This is a genomic window from Streptomyces sp. NPDC058646 (assembly GCF_042716875.1).
GTDB lineage: Bacteria > Actinomycetota > Actinomycetes > Streptomycetales > Streptomycetaceae > Streptomyces.
Genome location: NZ_JBHXRK010000011.1, coordinates 1 through 15,477, shown reverse-complemented (window position 1 = coordinate 15,477; position 15,477 = coordinate 1). Strand labels below are relative to the sequence as shown.

The window sequence follows — 15,477 nt, the reverse complement described above, 5'->3', positions numbered from 1 at the left end:
CGCGGGGGAGCGGCAGGAGCGGCTTGACAGCCACACAGCGTACGCCCGGCGTTCGCACACCGGACGCCCGGGGCCGTTCCGCAGGCATGGTCCGTCAGGTAGGAACGTCCGCGGGAACGACCCAGCACCTTTCAGCGGCCGCACGCGCCTCAGTCGGCCGTTCCCCGCCCCCCCCTTGCCCACCCCCCCGCTCCCGCCCCCTTCCGTAGCTGGACCGGCGCCGACTGGCGACGCGCCCGTGCCGCGCCCAGGCTTCGGCCGCGCCCGACCCGTGCCGCGCCCGGGCGCGGGCTCACTCCGGTGCGGTGAGGTCCCGGTCCAGGACGGCCACCAGCCGGGCCCGCTTCCGCTCCTTGTGTGCCTGGTCCAGCCGGAGCCGGGCCGTGCGCCCCGCCAGCGCCAGGGTCATCAGCTGGTTGCCGAACCACGGCCCGCCCGTACGCCGCCAGCTCACCGGCGGCCGGCCCGTCCGGCCGTGCCGGGAGAAACCGCGCCCCAGCCACCGCCCCGTACGCGACCACCCCAGCCGGAAGCCCCACTTCACAGCGGTATGGATGGAGTTGTGCACCGGCGAGCACGTCAGCTGGAACACCCGGGCCGTGCTCGGTATTCGGGGCTCGGCGACATACGCGTGATGCACGTCCCCCGACAGCACGCACACCGTCGCCGGAGCCCGAGGCCCCGTCCCCACCTCCTCGATCAGATCCGTGAGCGCCGCGAACGAGGCCGGGAACGCCGCCCAGTGCTCCAGGTCGCTGCGCCGGCGCAGCTTCTCCCCGATCCGCGCCCAGCGCGGCCCGCGCTCGCCACGGCACAGCGCCGCGTTCCACGTCTCCGCGTCGTGGATCAGTGGAGGCATCAGCCACGGCAGCGAGGAACCGATCAGCAGGTGGTCGTAATTCCCGTGCCCCGCCAGCGCGTTCTCCCGGAGCCACGCCTGCTCCGCCGGGTCGAGCATCGCCCGCCCGTCCTCCTCCAGGACCCGCGCCGCCCGCGTGTCCACCATCAGCAGCCGGTTCCGGCCGAAGTCACGCCGGTAGCTCCAGCGCACCGTGCTGGGATCGGCATCCGCCCGCGCCGCGAAGGCCCGCAGCAGATCCGTACCGTCCGGGGTTTCGCGCACCGCCCCGTACAGCTCGTCGGACTCCAGTTCGGCGGGCGAGAAATTGCCCAGGTGCTGGTACACCCAGTACGACATCAGCCCGCTGAGCACCCGCTCCCGCCACCACGGCGTCGCCCGCATCTCCGCCAGCCATGCCGCGCTGGTGTTCCAGTCGTCGATGAGGTCGTGGTCGTCGAATATGTGCAGGCTCGGCACCGTCGACAGCAGCCAGCGGATCTCCGGGTCCAGCCAGGACTCGTAGTACAGCCGCGTGTACTCCTCGTAGTCCGCGACCTGCGCCCCCGGCGCTTCCCGCAGGTCCCGCCGGGCCGCCAGCCACCGCCGCGTCTCCTGCGACAGCGCATCCGCGTACACCTGGTCACCGAGCAGCAGCAGGACGTCCGGCCGCACCGCCTCCGGCTCGGCGGCCAACTGCGCCGCGAGGGTGTCGAGGGCGTCCGGGCCGTGCGGCCCGTGCCGGCCCGGGGGCGGTACGGCCTGGCGGCAGGAGCCGAAGGTGACGCGCAGCCCGGCCGCGGGCCGCCCAGGACCCGACAAGGCCGGCGAGGTGATCGTGCTCGGCGGGAAGCCGCTGTCGGGCAGCGGCCACACCCGGGCGCCGTCGAGCAGCACCTCGTACGCCGTCGTGGTGCCCGGGGTCAGGCCGGTCACCGGTACCAGGGCGTAGTGGTGGCCCTCGATCTGGAAGGTGCGCGTACTGCCGCCCGCCCCGTCCGCGCAGCGCACCTCGGCCGTGCACGGGCGGTCCGCCTCGACCCATATCGTGGCCGAACCGCCCGTGTCCCAGTCGACGTAGCGCAGCAGTGGCCCCAGCCGCAGTCCGGCCATTGCGACTCCCCCTCGTTCGTGTCCCCTGCGATCACGGTACGACGGAGAGAGGGAGCCGCGCCTCCCCCTGGCGGGGGAGAGATCAGCAGGCGTTCAGGATGCCGCTCAGGGCCGTCTTCTCGCCGGAGTCCATGCTCAGGCCCCAGTGCTGCTTCACGTCGACCCACATCCGCGCGTACGTACAGCGGTAGGCGGTCCGCGACGGCAGCCACTTGCCGGGGTCGAGGTCGCCCTTGGCCTGGTTGACGTTGTCGGTGACCGCGATGAGCTGCGGGCGGCTGAGGTCGTTGGCGAACTGCTGGCGCTTGCTCGTGGTCCAGGAATTGGCGCCGGAACGCCAGGCCTCCGCGAGCGGGACCATGTGGTCGATGTCGATGTCGGAGGCGGCGGTCCAGGTGGCGCCGTCGTAGGGGGAGTACCAGCTGCCGCTGACCGCGGCGCAGGCGGAGTCCTGGACGACGTTCACGCCGTCCCGCTTGAGGACGGTCTCGCGGGTGTTGCAGCTGCCGGAGACGGTGCTCCAGTGCGGGAAGAGGTCGCGGCTGTAGCCGCTGGTGGACCCCTCCGCCTTCGGCGTGACGGTGGCGAGGTAGGAGCGGGCGGCGGCGGCGCTGATGGGGGTGGGCGGGGCGGCCGCAGCGGTGGGGGCGTTGACGAGGGAAGTGAGGGACGCGACCGCGACTGCTGACGCGAGCACGCCAATGCGACGCGCGTAGACGGTGGATATGAGTGCCATGAAGGGCTCCCTGGGTGCGGGGGTGTGGCCGTGCGGCCCCGGCGGGACGCGGCCATGCTGACGGCGCCAGGTGTCACGGGGATGGGCGCCGGATGACAGCTTGGCGACATGGGCACGTCACATCAAGTCAGTCAACCTGGCCGGTTTTAACGGAAGTTGAGCCTCCGCTTTGGGGTGGGGCGCCTCTGCCGGTGTCTGCGAGGGGTCGTCGCCGGGCGGCGGCTGCCCCCGGGCACCCCGCGAGGGCACCCCTGCCCGCGCCGTTCCGGACCTCCGGCGGCGGGCGGTCAACGGGCCCGGCCGGGACCAACGGCCCATTCCGGACGGCCGGCGGCGTCGGATACCCTTGGCGGAGCAGAAGGGGAGTAGCTCTTCGCCGGACCGTCGACATACTGCTGGGTCACCCCAGCCGGCGCCCGGAGGCAGGCCGCGGACAGCGGTCGGCCAGCGAGACCTTCGGCCGCAGTGTCCTGTCTCAGGTGTGGGCGCGCGCATGCGCGCGTACGCCAGCCAGGGCGCCGCCGAGCCGAAGCGACCCCTGACACTCCCCAGGTCTCTCGGTACCGATGGCGCCCTGCCCGACCGATTGAGGTTCCACCCCGTGTTCAGCTTCAGCGTCACGGCGATCGCCTTCGGCGTCGTCTTCCTCGCCGAGCTCCCCGACAAGACGGCCCTCGCCGGGCTGATGCTCGGCACCCGCTACCGCGCCTCCTACGTCTTCGCCGGGGTCGCGGCGGCCTTCGCCGTGCACGTCGCACTCGCCATCGCCGCCGGCAGCGTGCTCACCCTGCTCCCGCACCGGCTCGTCCAGGCCGTCGTCGGCATCCTCTTCCTCGCGGGCGCGGCCATGCTGCTCCTGAAGAAGAACGACGAGGACGAGGAGGTCAAGGCGCCGGCCGACCAGTCCTTCTGGAAGGTCTCCGGGGCCGGCTTCATGCTGATCCTGGTCGCCGAGTTCGGTGACCTGACGCAGATCATGACCGCCAACCTTGCCGCGCGGTACGACGACCCCGTCTCCGTCGGCCTCGGTGCGGTGCTCGCCCTGTGGGCGGTCGCGGGCATCGGCATCCTGGGCGGCCGCACCCTGATGAAGTACGTGCCGCTGCGGCTGATCACCAAGATCGCGGCCGCGGTGATGGCGGCACTGGCCGTCTTCTCGCTGTACGAGGCGATCGCGGGCTGAGCCGGGGCCGCCCCCGGCCCGCCGGGTGAGCGCCGCCGCCGTCCCCGGCCCCGCGGCGGCCGGGGGTGGTGGGGGTCCCGGCCGGGGCGGGGCTACCGGACGCCGGAGGCCGTGATCCCGGACCCGCCCCGCGTCGCCCTCCCCTCCGGCTCCCGGGCGAGGGGGCGGACGATGCGGGAGGGCGGGCTCGACGCGTAGCCGGGGCCGGGCGGGCTCCGGTCGTACGGGCGCGACGCGATGTGTAGCCGTGGCTGGACGCGCGCCGGCCGTACGGGCGCGGTACGACGCGCAGCCGTGGCTGGAGGTGCTCCGGCCGTACGAGCGGCTCGGGGCGTGCGGCGGTGTCGCTCCGCGCGAGAACCCCGACGTCGCGCGCCGGGAATCCCGGGGCCCAGGCGGACGGGAGGCGGTTCCGCTCCTGCGGGGGAGAAGGCGAGTGCCGGGGCTGGTGTTGCCCCGGCCGTCCGGCGGGTGCGCGGGCGGCCAGGGGCGTGGCCCCGTACGTCGCCCCCCCGTACTGCCGTCAGCGCTGAGGGTGCAGCGTGACCTGTATCGAGCCGTCGGGCGCCTCGGTGACCCGCAGGGCCGTCAGGTCGGGGACGTGAGCCGTCGGCGCGTGGGCGGCGGCACGCGGGCCGACGCCGATCACGCGCATGCCCGCGGCCAGACCGGCGGCGATGCCGGCGGCCGAGTCCTCGAACACGATGCAGTCGGCCGGGTCCGTACCCAGTGCGGTGGCGCCCTTGAGGAAGCCCTCGGGGTGGGGCTTGCTGGCCTGGACCGACTCGGCCGTGACCCGCACCTCGGGCATCGGCAGGCCGGCGGCGGTCATCCGGGCCGCGGCGAGGGCGGCGTCGGCGGAGGTCACCAGGGCGTGCGGCAGCCCGCCGATCGAGGCCATGAACTCCGGGGCGCCGACGACCGGCACCACCCCGTCGGTGTCGGCGGTCTCGCGGGCGAGCATCACCGCGTTCTCGGCGTGGTTGACCTCCATCGGCCGGTCCGGCAGCAGGACGGCCATGGTGGCGTAGCCCTGCCGGCCGTGGACCACCTTGAGCGCTTCCTGCGGGTCCAGCCCGTGGGAGACGGCCCACTCGCGCCAGCAGCGTTCGACCACCGCGTCGGAGTTGACGATGGTGCCGTCCATGTCCAGGAGCAGGACCTTGGCAGTCAGGACGACGGGTGCGGTGGTGGTGCTGGCCGGCATCGGCGGGGCTCCAGACGGGGCGGGAAAAGAGAACAAGTGGTTCCGTCCACCGGTCAGGGATTGAGGACGGAACCACTTTGTTCCCACAGAATACAAAACGTGGGGCGATTCGCGCCAATCGCCGGCCTGTGACCCTGGTCCCTCCATGCCCGGCCGTCGATCCCGCGCTCGGCTGGCCCTCCGGCACCCGGCTCTCCCTGTCGGGGCTGCGCTCGGCTATCCCTCCAGCGCCCGGCGGGTCGTAGGGCCGTAGACGCCCCATTCGTCGTCGATGTCGTTGTCGTACTGGAAGGTCGACACCGCGTTCTCCACGCGCCAGTCGAACCGGCCGTTGAACCTGCCCTCATACAGCCCCCGCGCCGCCAGTAGCCGCTGGAGCTTCTCCACCTCCGCGCCCGAGTCCCCGTACCGCAGGGTCGGGCCCTGCGCCGGCTTCGGCGACGCGGAGCCGGCGGAGCGGCTCGCGCTCGGCGACGGGCTCGGCGACGGCGGCGCGGACGAACGGGACGGACTCGGCGAGGTGGACGGCGACGCGGAGGGCGACGGTGAAGCCGAGGGGGAGGCGCTCGGCGAGGCGGACGGCGAGACGGAGGCCGAAGGGGACGGGCTGCCCGCGGCCGTGGACGGCGGCGCCGACGGCCCCGACGGCCCCGACGGAGCCGCGCTCGCCACGGGAGCAGCCGAAGGCTTCGCATCCAGCAGGGCCACCTCGCCACCGGACGAGCCCGGCAACCCCCACAGCGCCAGAGCCGTCCCCCCGAGCCCGAGCACCGCCACCACACCCGCCAGCAGCGGCAACAGACCCCGGAAGGCCCGACCGGTCCGCTTCCTGGGGCCCTCGCCCCCGCCCCCGCCCCGTTCCCTTCGTCCTGCGCCGGCCGGGCTGCCGGGTCCCGCGGCAGCGTCCGCCAACGGCCCGAGCCGGGCCGTCTCCGCCGGGTGCTGTCCGTATGCCGGGCCGTCCGGCCACGGCTGGGCCACCGGCGGTACGGATGTCCCGTACGCCGGGGTGTGGCCCTGGGCAGGATCAGGGGCCACCACGCCCAGCATCGGCGGCGGCGACGGGTCGTCGGACCCGACCGGACCGGGCAGCGTCACGTACGGGCGGATGCGCAAGGGGTCGAAACCCGCACCCGGCGCACACCCGCAGGCGGCACCGGCGGCACCGCAATCTGGACAGTGCTCACGGTTCACTGGAATCCCTTCCCTGGCGGCTGCCTGCGATTATGCAGACCCGCCCAGGCCCTCCCAACCCTCCGAGAGGCCATAACCGGACACACCGCTCAGGATGGAGATGTTGGTCGGCCTGAGGAGGACTCGATGGCTCACGATGTGACCAAGGAGGCCGCGGACCCCGGCCCCGGTCCGCAGCAGCCCGGACCTGCCGCCGAGCACGCCTCCCACGAGGTGATCGTCTCCATCGGCGCCCTGCTGCTGGGCCTGCTGATCGCCGCACTCGACCAGACCATCGTCTCCACCGCCCTGCCGACCATCGTCAGCGAACTCGGCGGAATGGCCCACCTCTCCTGGGTCGTCACCGCCTACATGCTCGCCGCCACCGCCGCCACCCCCCTGTGGGGCAAGCTCGGCGACCAGTACGGACGCAAGAAGCTCTTCCAGTACGCCATCGTCCTCTTCCTCGTCGGATCCGCCCTCTGCGGCCTCGCCCAGGACATGCCCCAGCTCATCGGCTTCCGCGCCCTGCAAGGCCTGGGCGGCGGCGGGCTGATCGTGCTGTCCATGGCGATCGTCGGCGACATCGTCCCGCCGCGCGAACGCGGCAAGTACCAGGGACTCTTCGGCGGCGTCTTCGGCGCGACCAGCGTGCTCGGCCCACTGCTGGGCGGACTGTTCGTCGACCACCTGTCCTGGCGGTGGGTCTTCTACATCAACCTCCCCATCGGGCTCGTCGCACTCGCCGTCATCGCGGGCGCGCTCCGCATCCCGGCGCGCTCCTCGAAGCACACCATCGACTACCTCGGCACCCTCCTCATCGCCTGCGTCGCCACCTGCCTCGTCCTCGTCGCCTCCCTCGGCGGCACCACCTGGGCCTGGGGCTCGGCCCAGATCATCGGCCTCGCCGTCCTCGGCGCCCTCCTGCTCGCCGCCTTCCTGCGCGTGGAGCGGAAGGCCGCCGAACCCGTCCTGCCGCTGAAACTGTTCCGGATCCGCACCTTCACCCTCTGCTCGGTGATCAGCTTCATCGTCGGCTTCGCCATGTTCGGCGCGATGGTCTACCTGCCGACCTTCCTGCAGGTCGTCCAGGGCGTCTCACCGACCATGTCCGGCGTCCACATGCTGCCGATGGTGATCGGCATGCTGATCTCCTCCACCGCCTCCGGGCAGATCGTCAGCCGCACCGGCCGGTGGAAGGTCTTCCCCCTCGCCGGCACCGCCGTCACCGCCCTCGGCCTGCTCCTCCTGCACCAGCTGCACCGCACCAGCTCCACCTTGGAGATGAGCGTCTACTTCTTCGTCTTCGGCGCCGGACTCGGCCTGGTCATGCAGGTACTCGTCCTCGTGGTGCAGAACTCCGTCAGCTACGCCGACCTCGGCGTCGCCACCTCCGGTGCCACCTTCTTCCGATCCATCGGCGCCTCCTTCGGCGTCGCCCTCTTCGGCACGGCCTTCACCAACCAGCTCGACGAAAAACTGACCACCGCCCTCACCGGCGCCGCGCTGCCACCCGGCGTGGACATCGCGCAGCTGGAGGCCGACCCGCGCGCCATCGCCTCGCTCCCCGACGGACTCCAGCCCCCCGCACTCGACGCCTACGCCACCGCCATCACCGACGTCTTCCTCTACGCGGTGCCCATCGTCCTCGTCGCCTTCGCCATCGCCTGGTTCCTCAAGGAGGACAAGCTCCGCGCCTCGGTCACCGCCCCCGACGTGACCGAGACCCTCGCCTCCAACCCCGTCGAGCGCTCCTCGCACGACGAGGTCGCCCGCGCACTGTCCGTCCTCGGTACCCGCGAGGGCCGCCGCCACGTCTACGAGAAGATCACCGAAAAGGCCGGCTACGACCTGCTGCCCGCCGCCAGCTGGCTGCTGCTGCGGATCAACAAGTACGGCTCCGCCGAGCCCGCGGTGCTCGCCGAACGCACGGTCGTACCCCTGAAGGCCATCACCGACGCCGCCCGGCAGACCGAGGAGCGCGGCCTCGCCGTCCGCGACGGACTGGCCCTGGTGCTCACCGACAAGGGGCGGGCGGCCGCCTCCGCGCTCTCCGCGGCCCGGCAGGAGTCCCTCGCCGAGCTGCTCGGCGACTGGTGGGGCCCCGACCGCCCCACCGACCTGGCCGAACTGGTCGCCGAGATCAACGCCGAGCTGTGCGGGTCCGACGAGGAGGAGCCCTACGAGGCCCCGCCGCGGCGTGACCATGCCCTCCACTGATCACGCCCTCCACTGATCACGCCTTCCGCTGGTCACGCCCTCCACCGACCGCGCACGGGACTGACCACGCCCGCGACTGCCCCCACCTGTCCCGTCACACGAGACGTTTCTCGAACCAGTGCTCCGCATACGGTCCGGAGTTGTAGGCGGGTACCTCCCGGTACCCCTGGCGCGCGTACAAGGCACGGGCCTCCACGAGATCCGACCGGGTGTCCAGCCTGACCCGCTCGGCGCCCATCGCCCGGCCCGCCTCCTCCAGGACGTCGAGCAGCGCCGCCCCGCCTCCGGTGCCGCGCGCCCGCTGGTCCACGTACACCCTGGTGAGCTCGGCGGTCGTCCGGTCGAGGAGGCGTATCCCGCCGCACGCCAGGGGCACACCGTCGATGCGGCCTACGACGAACAGGCCCGCCGGCGGGACCAGGCCCTCGTCCGGGAAGTCCAGCAGGCCCTGGTCCGTCTCGGCCTCGGTGACCGTCCGTTTCCAGTACCGGCCGGCGACATGGGCGTAATACGCCCGGCGCAGAGTGGTGGCGTCCGGGGTGTCGAAGGGCTCCGGGGTCACCGTCCACGACGCCGTCGCGGGGCCGTCCGTACGGGTGCCAGGTGGTGCCGTGGTGATCGCTTTGATGTCCATGACGTCAGTGTGGAGGCCGTGCCGGATCCGTGGCGTGGAATATCCACAGGGGCGGGCCGATGATAGGAAAAAGGACAAACCGCCCACAGGGAGAGTGTGAACCGTCATGTCGGAGCATCCGGACTGTGCCCTGATCCGCCGCGGCTACGAGGCCTTCGGCAAAGGCGACATGGAGACGCTGAGCACGCTGATGACGGCCGACGTCATCCACCACGTGCCCGGCAGCAGCCCGTTGTCCGGGCACCACAAGGGGCGCGAGGCCGTCCTCGACCTCTACCGGCGGCTCGGCGAGGAGACCCACGGCACCTTCCAGGTCGATCTCCACACCGTCCTCGCCGACGGGCGCGGCCACGTGATGACCTTCCACACCTCCCGGGGCGACCGGGGTGACCGGGGCATCGAGATCCGCGGAGGACTCTTCTTCACCATCGTCGGCCACAAGATCACCGACATCGACGAGTGCGTCGAGGACATCGACGAGATGGACGCCTTCTGGAGCTGAGACCGTCCCCGGAGACAGACAGACAGACAGACAGAACAGACAGACAGAACAGACGGACAGGCAGGCAGCAGACCGGCAGGCGCGGGAGGCCCGGGGCGACGCCCCGGGCCTCCCGCGCTCACGTGTGCGCGCCTTCCGGAATCAGGCCTGCTTCGGCGCCGCCTGCTGCACGACCTCGAACGACCACACCGACGAAGCCGACGCCGCCGGCTTGGGACGCTCACCGGCGCCACCGCCCGCACCACCTGCACCGCCCGCACCGCCACCGCCCTGGTGCGCAGCCTTCATCGGGCCCTCCATCCACGCCTGGAAGTCCTCCTCGGAACGCCACCGCGTGTAGACGAGGTACTGGTCCGTGCCCTCCACCGGCCGCAGCAGCTCGAACCATTCGAAGCCGTCCGAACCCTCCACGGCCCCCGCCCGCGAGGCGAAGCGCTGCTCCAGCACCTCCCGCTGCTCGGCGGGGACGGTCAGCGCGTTGATCTTCACGATGCTCATGCGGGCCATCCTAGGTATCCCGCGGGGGATATCGTCGTCCCCAGGTAATCAAGTGGTGCATGAAACGCGGCAGCCAGGCGAAGTCAGGGTTGCGGTCAACACGGCGGGAGGCCGGCGAGGCGTGGCTAACGCGGCGGAGCACAGTGGTGCTAACGGACATGCCGGGGTCATAGGCGGTAGCGGCAGGCTGGGGGCGGCACGCCTCCTCCTGTGGGCACTGGCGGGAGCCTTGGCCGTCAGGCAGGCCGCCGCGGTGCTGCGCGTGCCGCCGGGTGAATGGCTCAGCGGCTTCCACCTCCCCGGCAGCCTGCCGGGGTCGCTCTACGACGCCGGCCAGTTCACCGGCACCCCCTTCGCGGGGCTGGTCCTCAAACCGCTGACCGGCTTCGCGGCCCCCTCGCTGGAGGTGGCCTGGACGTGCGTGACCCTGCTGTTCGTCGCCGCCATCGGGCTGGTCGCCGCACGGGCCCTGCCCGACCCCGTCCCGCGGCGCACCGCCCTGCTGGCCGCGCCCGTGCTGGTCGCCCTGATGATGGTCTCGCTGCCCGTCCGCGAGGCCGCCTCCCCGGGGCAGACCGCCGTCCTGCCGGTCCTGCTGGTGCTCCTGGCCGTGTTCCGGGTGCCGTCCGACCGCCCCGCCGGCTTCCTGATCGGCCTCGCCGCCGCACTCCAGCCCGCCCTGCTGCTCTTCGCCCCGCTGCTGTGGCTGTCCGGACGCCGGCCGGCCGCCGGGGCCGCCGCCGCGACCTTCGCCGGTGCCACCGCCCTGTCCTGGGCGGCCATGCCGCGCGACTCCTGGACGTACTGGGCCGAGCACCTGGCCGGAGCCGGGCTCGGCGGCGCGCCCGGCGGCCTCGCCAACCAGTCCGTGCACGGGGCGCTGCTGCGCCTCGGCCTGACCGGGCCCTTCGAGATCCTGCTCTACGTCGCCCTCGCGGCCGGGATCGCCTGGATCGGCCTGCGCCGCGCCGTCCGCTACGCCCGCGACGGCCAACTGCTGCTCGCCGTCGCCGTCACCGGCTGCGTCGCCGTCGCCGTCTCCCCGGCGGGCTGGCGCCACCAGCTGCTGTGGGTCCTGCTCGCCGTCGCGGGCAAGGTCGGCAAGCGGGCCGCCGACCGGCCCGTGTGGCCGGTGGCCGTGGTCCTCGCCATGACCCTGCCGAGTGCGGTGCTGCTCCCCAACCTGGCCGCGCTGGCCCCCGTACGCGACAACGTCCTGCTGCTCGCCGCGCTCGCGGCCGCCTGCGCCGTGCCGTTCCTGCCGCGCTCCTCGCCGTACTGGCGCGAACCCGTGCCGACCGCGTACGGGCGCCCGGCCGAGGCCCGTTGGGCGCGGGTGCCGCTGCTGCCGTTCTGGCGGCGCGTGCTGTCCCGCCCCAACCTGCTGCTGGAACTGCTGCTGATACGGGTCGGGTACTCGCTCTACTCGCACATCCGGGCCGCCCCGCCCACCAGCCGCAGCCTCGCCGAGGGCAACGGCAGCCAGATCCTCGGGATCGAGCGGGCGCTGGGCATGGACATCGAGCACGCCGTGAACCACGCCGTCGTGAACACGCCCTGGCTGGAGGCGTTCTTCAACTTCTACTACACCTCCTTCCACTTCGTGGTCCCGCTGACGATCCTCGCCGTCCTGTACTGGCGCCGCCCCGGGGACTACCGCTGGGCGCGGGCCTCGCTCGGCCTGGCCACCGTCCTTGCCCTCATAGGTTTCTGGCTCTACCCGCTCGCGCCGCCGCGGCTGATGCCCGGCCTGGGCTTCATCGACACCGTGCACGGACCGCAGGACCTGGCCAATCCCTCGTACGGGGCCATGACCGCGATCTCCAACCAGTACGCGGCGATGCCCTCGCTGCACTTCGGCTGGTCGCTGTGGTGCGGCATCGTCATCGTCGTCCTCGCGCCGAAGGGCTGGCAGAAGCTCCTCGGGGCGCTGCACCCGCTGATCACGGTGTGCGCGATCGTCGCCACCGCCAATCACTGGGTGCTGGACGCGGTGGGCGGGGCGGTCGTGGTGACCGCCGGGTTCGGGCTCGTGTACGCGCTGTCCGGGCCGCGCAAGCTGCGGGTCACCTTGCCGGGGCAGCGGGCGCACGGTGAGGGCCAGGGCCAGGGCCAGGGCCAGGGTGAGGGTGCGGATGCTGCGCTGGGGGTGCGGGCGGCGGTGCGGAGCCGTTAGGGCCGGTGTGGCCGGCTGAACGGGCCGAAGGGGCGCCGGGGCGCAGTGGCCCCGGCGCCCCTTCGGTTGGATCGTCGCTGTCTGTCAGGATCGCCCGGTTTCGGCACGGCCGCCACCGGGGCGGGGCGGGCCGTACGGCGGGGCTCCGCGGGCCGGGCTGGAGACGGCTCGGCGGGGCTGGAAATGGCACGGGGGGATTGGCTCGGGCGGGCTGGGATCGGCTTGGCGGGCAGGGTTTGGCCGGTGGGGTGGAGAGGGTGGCAGGGGCCGGGCGTGGGGTGGGGCCCCTGCCGGGTTGGTGGGGGTCAGGGGTGGGTGACCCTGAGTTCCTTGATGCCGTTGAGCCAGGCCGCGCGGAGACGGCGCGGGGCCTCGCCGGTCAGGCGGAGGTCGGGCAGGGAGTCGGCCAGGGCGTTGAAGATCAGGTCGATCTCCATGATCGCCAGGGATTTGCCGAGGCAGAAGTGGGGGCCGCCGCCGCCGAAGCCCAGGTGCGGGTTCGGGTCGCGGGTGATGTCGAAGGCGCCGGGGTTCTCGAAGACCTCGGGGTCGTGGTTGGCGGAGGAGTAGAACAGCCCCACGCGGTCGCCCGCCTTGATCTTCTGCCCGCCCAGTTCGGTGTCCTGGGTGGCGGTGCGCTGGAAGGACACCACGGGCGTGGCCCAGCGGACGATCTCCTCGGCGGCCGTGGAGGGCCGGTCCCGCTTGTACAGCTCCCACTGCTCGGGGTGCGTGAGGAAGGCGTGCATGCCGTGGCTGATCGCGTTGCGGGTCGTCTCGTTGCCCGCGACGGCCAGCAGCAGGACGAAGAAGCCGAACTCGTCGGAGCCGAGGTTGCCCTCGCCCTCGGCCGCCACCAGCTGCGTCACGATGTCCTTGGCCGGACACTGCTTGCGCTCGGCGGACAGGTTCATCGCGTAGCCGATGAGCTCCATCGCCGCGTCGGCGCCGACCTCCTCGGTGATCGCGTACTCCGGGTCGTCGTAGGCGATCATCTTGTTCGACCAGTCGAAGATCCGGGACCGGTCCTCCTGAGGGACGCCGATCAGTTCGGCGATGGCCTGGAGGGGGAGTTCGCAGGCCACCTGCGTGACGAAGTCGAAGCTGCCGTCGCCGGAGACCGCCACGGCCTCCTCGACGATCTTCCGTGCGCGGTCGCGCAGGGCAGCGTCCAGGCCGCGGATGGCCCGGGGGGTGAAGCCGCGCTGCACGATCTGGCGTACGCGCGTGTGTTCCGGCGGATCCATGTTCAGCATGATCAGGCGCTGGGCATCAATGGCATCACGCTGGATGTGTTCGTTGAAGCGGATGATCGCGGTGTTGGTGGTGGAGGAGAAGAGCTCCGGGTGCGTGGAGACGTACTTGACGTCCGCGTGCCGGGTCACGACCCAGTAGCCCTCGTCGTCGAAGCCGGTGATCCCCCGCCGCTGGGGGCACCACCACACCGGTGAGGTCTGCCGCAGCTGAGCGAACTCCGGGAGCGGGACCCGGCTTTGGAGCAGGTCGGGGTCGGTGGCGTCGAAGCCTTCGGGCAGCGCGGGGCAGGACATCGGGGCAACTCCAAAGTCTGACGGACCATCAGAAGTTGGCTTGAAGGTAGTAACGAGTTCTAGAAGTGACAAGGGCCGGGGCGTCAACTGTTGCGTGTGGAATCCGTGCAGGCCGCGTGCAAGACCCTTGCGTGACGGGGGTCCGGGTCATAAGACTGCGGGGAGAACTAGAACGCGTACTAGTTCAGGGCGGGGCGCCGGGACGGCCCGCCGCGCTGTCGCTGTGCAGGAGAGGACGAGCTCATGGCCGCGGAACCCGTCATCGTCGAAGCCGTACGCACTCCCATCGGCAAGCGCGGGGGTGCGCTCGCCAACCTCCATCCCGCCTACCTGCTCGGCGAGACCTACCGCGAACTCCTCGCCCGGACCGGGATCCAGCCCGACTGCGTCGAACAGATCGTCGGCGGCACCGTCACCCACGCGGGCGAGCAGTCGATGAACCCGGCCCGCAACGCCTGGCTCGCCATGGGGCTCCCGTACGAGACCGCCGCAACGACGGTGGACTGCCAGTGCGGCAGTTCGCAGCAGGCCAACCACATGGTCGCCAACATGATCTCCGGCGGCGTCATGGACATCGGCATCGCCTGCGGCGTCGAGGCCATGAGCCGGGTACCGCTGGGTTCCGGATCCAAGCACGGCCCGGGCAAGCCCTTCCCGGACGAGTGGAACGTCGACCTCCCGAACCAGTTCGAAGCCGCCGAGCGCATCGCCCGTCACCGAGGCCTGTCCCGCGAGGACGTGGACCGGTTCGGCCTGCTCTCCCAGGAACGGGCTGCGGCCGCCTGGGCCGAGGAGCGGTTCAAGCGCGAGACCTTCGCCGTCCAGGTGCCGACCACCGAGGAGGAACAGGCCGCCGGACAGGGCATGTGGCGCCTGGTCGACCGGGACGAGGGGCTGCGCGACACGTCCATGGAGGCACTGGCCCGGCTCAAGCCGGTCATGCCGACGGCCGTGCACACCGCCGGGAACTCCTCGCAGATATCCGACGGGGCCGCCGCCGTCATGTGGGCCTCGCGCAAGATGGCGCGCGCCCTCAAACTCAGGCCGCGCGCCCGCATCGTCGCCCAGACCCTGGTCGGAGCCGACCCCCACTACCACCTGGACGGGCCGATCGACGCGACCCGGGCCGTGCTCGGCAAGGCCGGGATGTCGCTCAAGGACATCGACCTCGTCGAGATCAACGAAGCCTTCGCCTCCGTCGTCCTCAGCTGGGCCAAGGTCTTCGACCAGGACCTGGAGAAGGTCAACGTCAACGGCGGCGGCATCGCGCTCGGCCACCCCGTCGGCGCCACCGGCGCCCGGCTGATCACCACCGCGCTGCACGAGCTGGAACGCCGCGACAAGGAATTCGCCCTGATCACCATGTGCGCGGGCGGCGCACTGGCGACCGGGACGATCATCCAGCGCCTGTGACCCCGTAGGGGCGGCGCACACCGAACCCAGTGGGATGGGAAACAGAAGGCCCCGGCGGCCGGACCTGGGGAGGCCGGCCACCGGGGCTTTCGCATGTCTGTATTCCGCTGCGCCCGCTGATGCGTTCGCTTCCGCCGGCGGTTTAGTACCAGTGGTTGTTCTGCCAGAAGTTCCAGGCGCCGACGGGGCTGCCGTAGCGCTCGTTCATGTAGTCCAGGCCCCACTTGATCTGGG

At 72.0% G+C, this 15,477-nt stretch carries 12 protein-coding genes and 1 pseudogene; 5 read left to right on the top strand and 8 right to left on the bottom strand.

Annotated features, from left to right (window positions below; translation table 11 throughout):
* Positions 1-292 precede the first annotated feature (292 nt).
* On the bottom strand, positions 293-1,951 hold the full coding sequence (locus tag ACFWUZ_RS15400; protein WP_384372257.1) for an alkaline phosphatase D family protein: 1,659 nt from the start codon (positions 1,949-1,951) through the stop codon (positions 293-295).
* 82 nt (positions 1,952-2,033) lie between these two features.
* The gene (locus ACFWUZ_RS15395) at positions 2,034-2,678 is read right to left on the bottom strand and encodes an HNH endonuclease family protein (RefSeq protein ID WP_384372611.1); all 645 of its coding nucleotides are present in this window, start codon (positions 2,676-2,678) and stop codon (positions 2,034-2,036) included.
* Positions 2,679-3,288: 610 nt separating this feature from the next.
* Here ACFWUZ_RS15395 and ACFWUZ_RS15390 point away from each other — a divergent pair.
* Complete coding sequence (locus tag ACFWUZ_RS15390) at positions 3,289-3,870, top strand: TMEM165/GDT1 family protein (protein ID WP_384372255.1); 582 nt, start codon at positions 3,289-3,291, stop codon at positions 3,868-3,870.
* Positions 3,871-4,393: 523 nt separating this feature from the next.
* Here ACFWUZ_RS15390 and ACFWUZ_RS15385 read toward each other — a convergent pair.
* A complete protein-coding gene (locus ACFWUZ_RS15385; RefSeq protein WP_384372253.1) occupies positions 4,394-5,077 on the bottom strand; it encodes an HAD-IA family hydrolase in 684 nt (227 codons plus the stop codon).
* 216 nt (positions 5,078-5,293) lie between these two features.
* Complete coding sequence (locus ACFWUZ_RS15380) at positions 5,294-5,464, bottom strand: peptidoglycan-binding protein (protein ID WP_384372251.1); 171 nt, start codon at positions 5,462-5,464, stop codon at positions 5,294-5,296.
* A 933-nt stretch (positions 5,465-6,397) separates the two neighbouring features.
* Between ACFWUZ_RS15380 and ACFWUZ_RS15375 the strand changes: the two genes are divergently transcribed.
* On the top strand, positions 6,398-8,470 hold the full coding sequence (locus tag ACFWUZ_RS15375; protein ID WP_384372249.1) for a DHA2 family efflux MFS transporter permease subunit: 2,073 nt from the start codon (positions 6,398-6,400) through the stop codon (positions 8,468-8,470).
* 94 nt (positions 8,471-8,564) lie between these two features.
* On the opposite strand, the gene ACFWUZ_RS15370 is transcribed toward ACFWUZ_RS15375, so the two are convergent.
* Positions 8,565-9,104, bottom strand: coding sequence for a GNAT family N-acetyltransferase (locus ACFWUZ_RS15370; protein WP_384372247.1), 540 nt, complete (start codon positions 9,102-9,104; stop codon positions 8,565-8,567).
* Between the two features lie 106 nt (positions 9,105-9,210).
* Between ACFWUZ_RS15370 and ACFWUZ_RS15365 the strand changes: the two genes are divergently transcribed.
* Entirely contained in the window at positions 9,211-9,606 is a 396-nt protein-coding gene (locus ACFWUZ_RS15365; protein ID WP_384372245.1) for a nuclear transport factor 2 family protein, read from the top strand.
* A 141-nt stretch (positions 9,607-9,747) separates the two neighbouring features.
* Here the strand turns inward: ACFWUZ_RS15365 and ACFWUZ_RS15360 are convergent, their stop codons facing one another.
* Positions 9,748-10,104 (bottom strand): antibiotic biosynthesis monooxygenase family protein, encoded by a 357-nt coding sequence (locus ACFWUZ_RS15360; protein WP_384372243.1) that lies wholly within the window; start codon positions 10,102-10,104, stop codon positions 9,748-9,750.
* A gap of 121 nt (positions 10,105-10,225) precedes the next feature.
* On the opposite strand from ACFWUZ_RS15360, the gene ACFWUZ_RS15355 reads away from it, so the two are divergent.
* Positions 10,226-12,280: a bifunctional glycosyltransferase 87/phosphatase PAP2 family protein gene (locus tag ACFWUZ_RS15355; protein WP_384372241.1), complete on the top strand. Its 2,055-nt coding sequence runs from the start codon at positions 10,226-10,228 to the stop codon at positions 12,278-12,280.
* 305 nt (positions 12,281-12,585) lie between these two features.
* On the opposite strand, the gene ACFWUZ_RS15350 is transcribed toward ACFWUZ_RS15355, so the two are convergent.
* Entirely contained in the window at positions 12,586-13,830 is a 1,245-nt protein-coding gene (locus ACFWUZ_RS15350) for a cytochrome P450 (protein ID WP_384372239.1), read from the bottom strand.
* Between the two features lie 243 nt (positions 13,831-14,073).
* Here ACFWUZ_RS15350 and ACFWUZ_RS15345 point away from each other — a divergent pair, with 243 nt between their 5' ends.
* Positions 14,074-15,243, top strand: a complete 1,170-nt coding sequence (locus tag ACFWUZ_RS15345; protein ID WP_384372237.1) for a steroid 3-ketoacyl-CoA thiolase — start codon at positions 14,074-14,076, stop codon at positions 15,241-15,243.
* A gap of 142 nt (positions 15,244-15,385) precedes the next feature.
* Here ACFWUZ_RS15345 and ACFWUZ_RS15340 read toward each other — a convergent pair.
* A pseudogene (locus ACFWUZ_RS15340) lies at positions 15,386-15,477 on the bottom strand (lytic transglycosylase domain-containing protein); the annotation flags it as partial.

Excerpts from the sequence above, each read along its gene's own strand:
- ACFWUZ_RS15365 (WP_384372245.1), top strand. The coding sequence starts at position 9,211 with ATGTCGGAGCATCCGGACTGTGCCCTGATCCGCCGCGGCTACGAGGCC.
- ACFWUZ_RS15385 (WP_384372253.1), bottom strand. The coding sequence starts at position 5,077 with ATGCCGGCCAGCACCACCACCGCACCCGTCGTCCTGACTGCCAAGGTC.
- ACFWUZ_RS15375 (WP_384372249.1), top strand. The coding sequence starts at position 6,398 with ATGGCTCACGATGTGACCAAGGAGGCCGCGGACCCCGGCCCCGGTCCG.
- ACFWUZ_RS15370 (WP_384372247.1), bottom strand. The coding sequence starts at position 9,104 with ATGGACATCAAAGCGATCACCACGGCACCACCTGGCACCCGTACGGAC.
- ACFWUZ_RS15345 (WP_384372237.1), top strand. The coding sequence starts at position 14,074 with ATGGCCGCGGAACCCGTCATCGTCGAAGCCGTACGCACTCCCATCGGC.
- ACFWUZ_RS15350 (WP_384372239.1), bottom strand. The coding sequence starts at position 13,830 with ATGTCCTGCCCCGCGCTGCCCGAAGGCTTCGACGCCACCGACCCCGAC.
- ACFWUZ_RS15400 (WP_384372257.1), bottom strand. The coding sequence starts at position 1,951 with ATGGCCGGACTGCGGCTGGGGCCACTGCTGCGCTACGTCGACTGGGAC.
- ACFWUZ_RS15360 (WP_384372243.1), bottom strand. The coding sequence starts at position 10,104 with ATGAGCATCGTGAAGATCAACGCGCTGACCGTCCCCGCCGAGCAGCGG.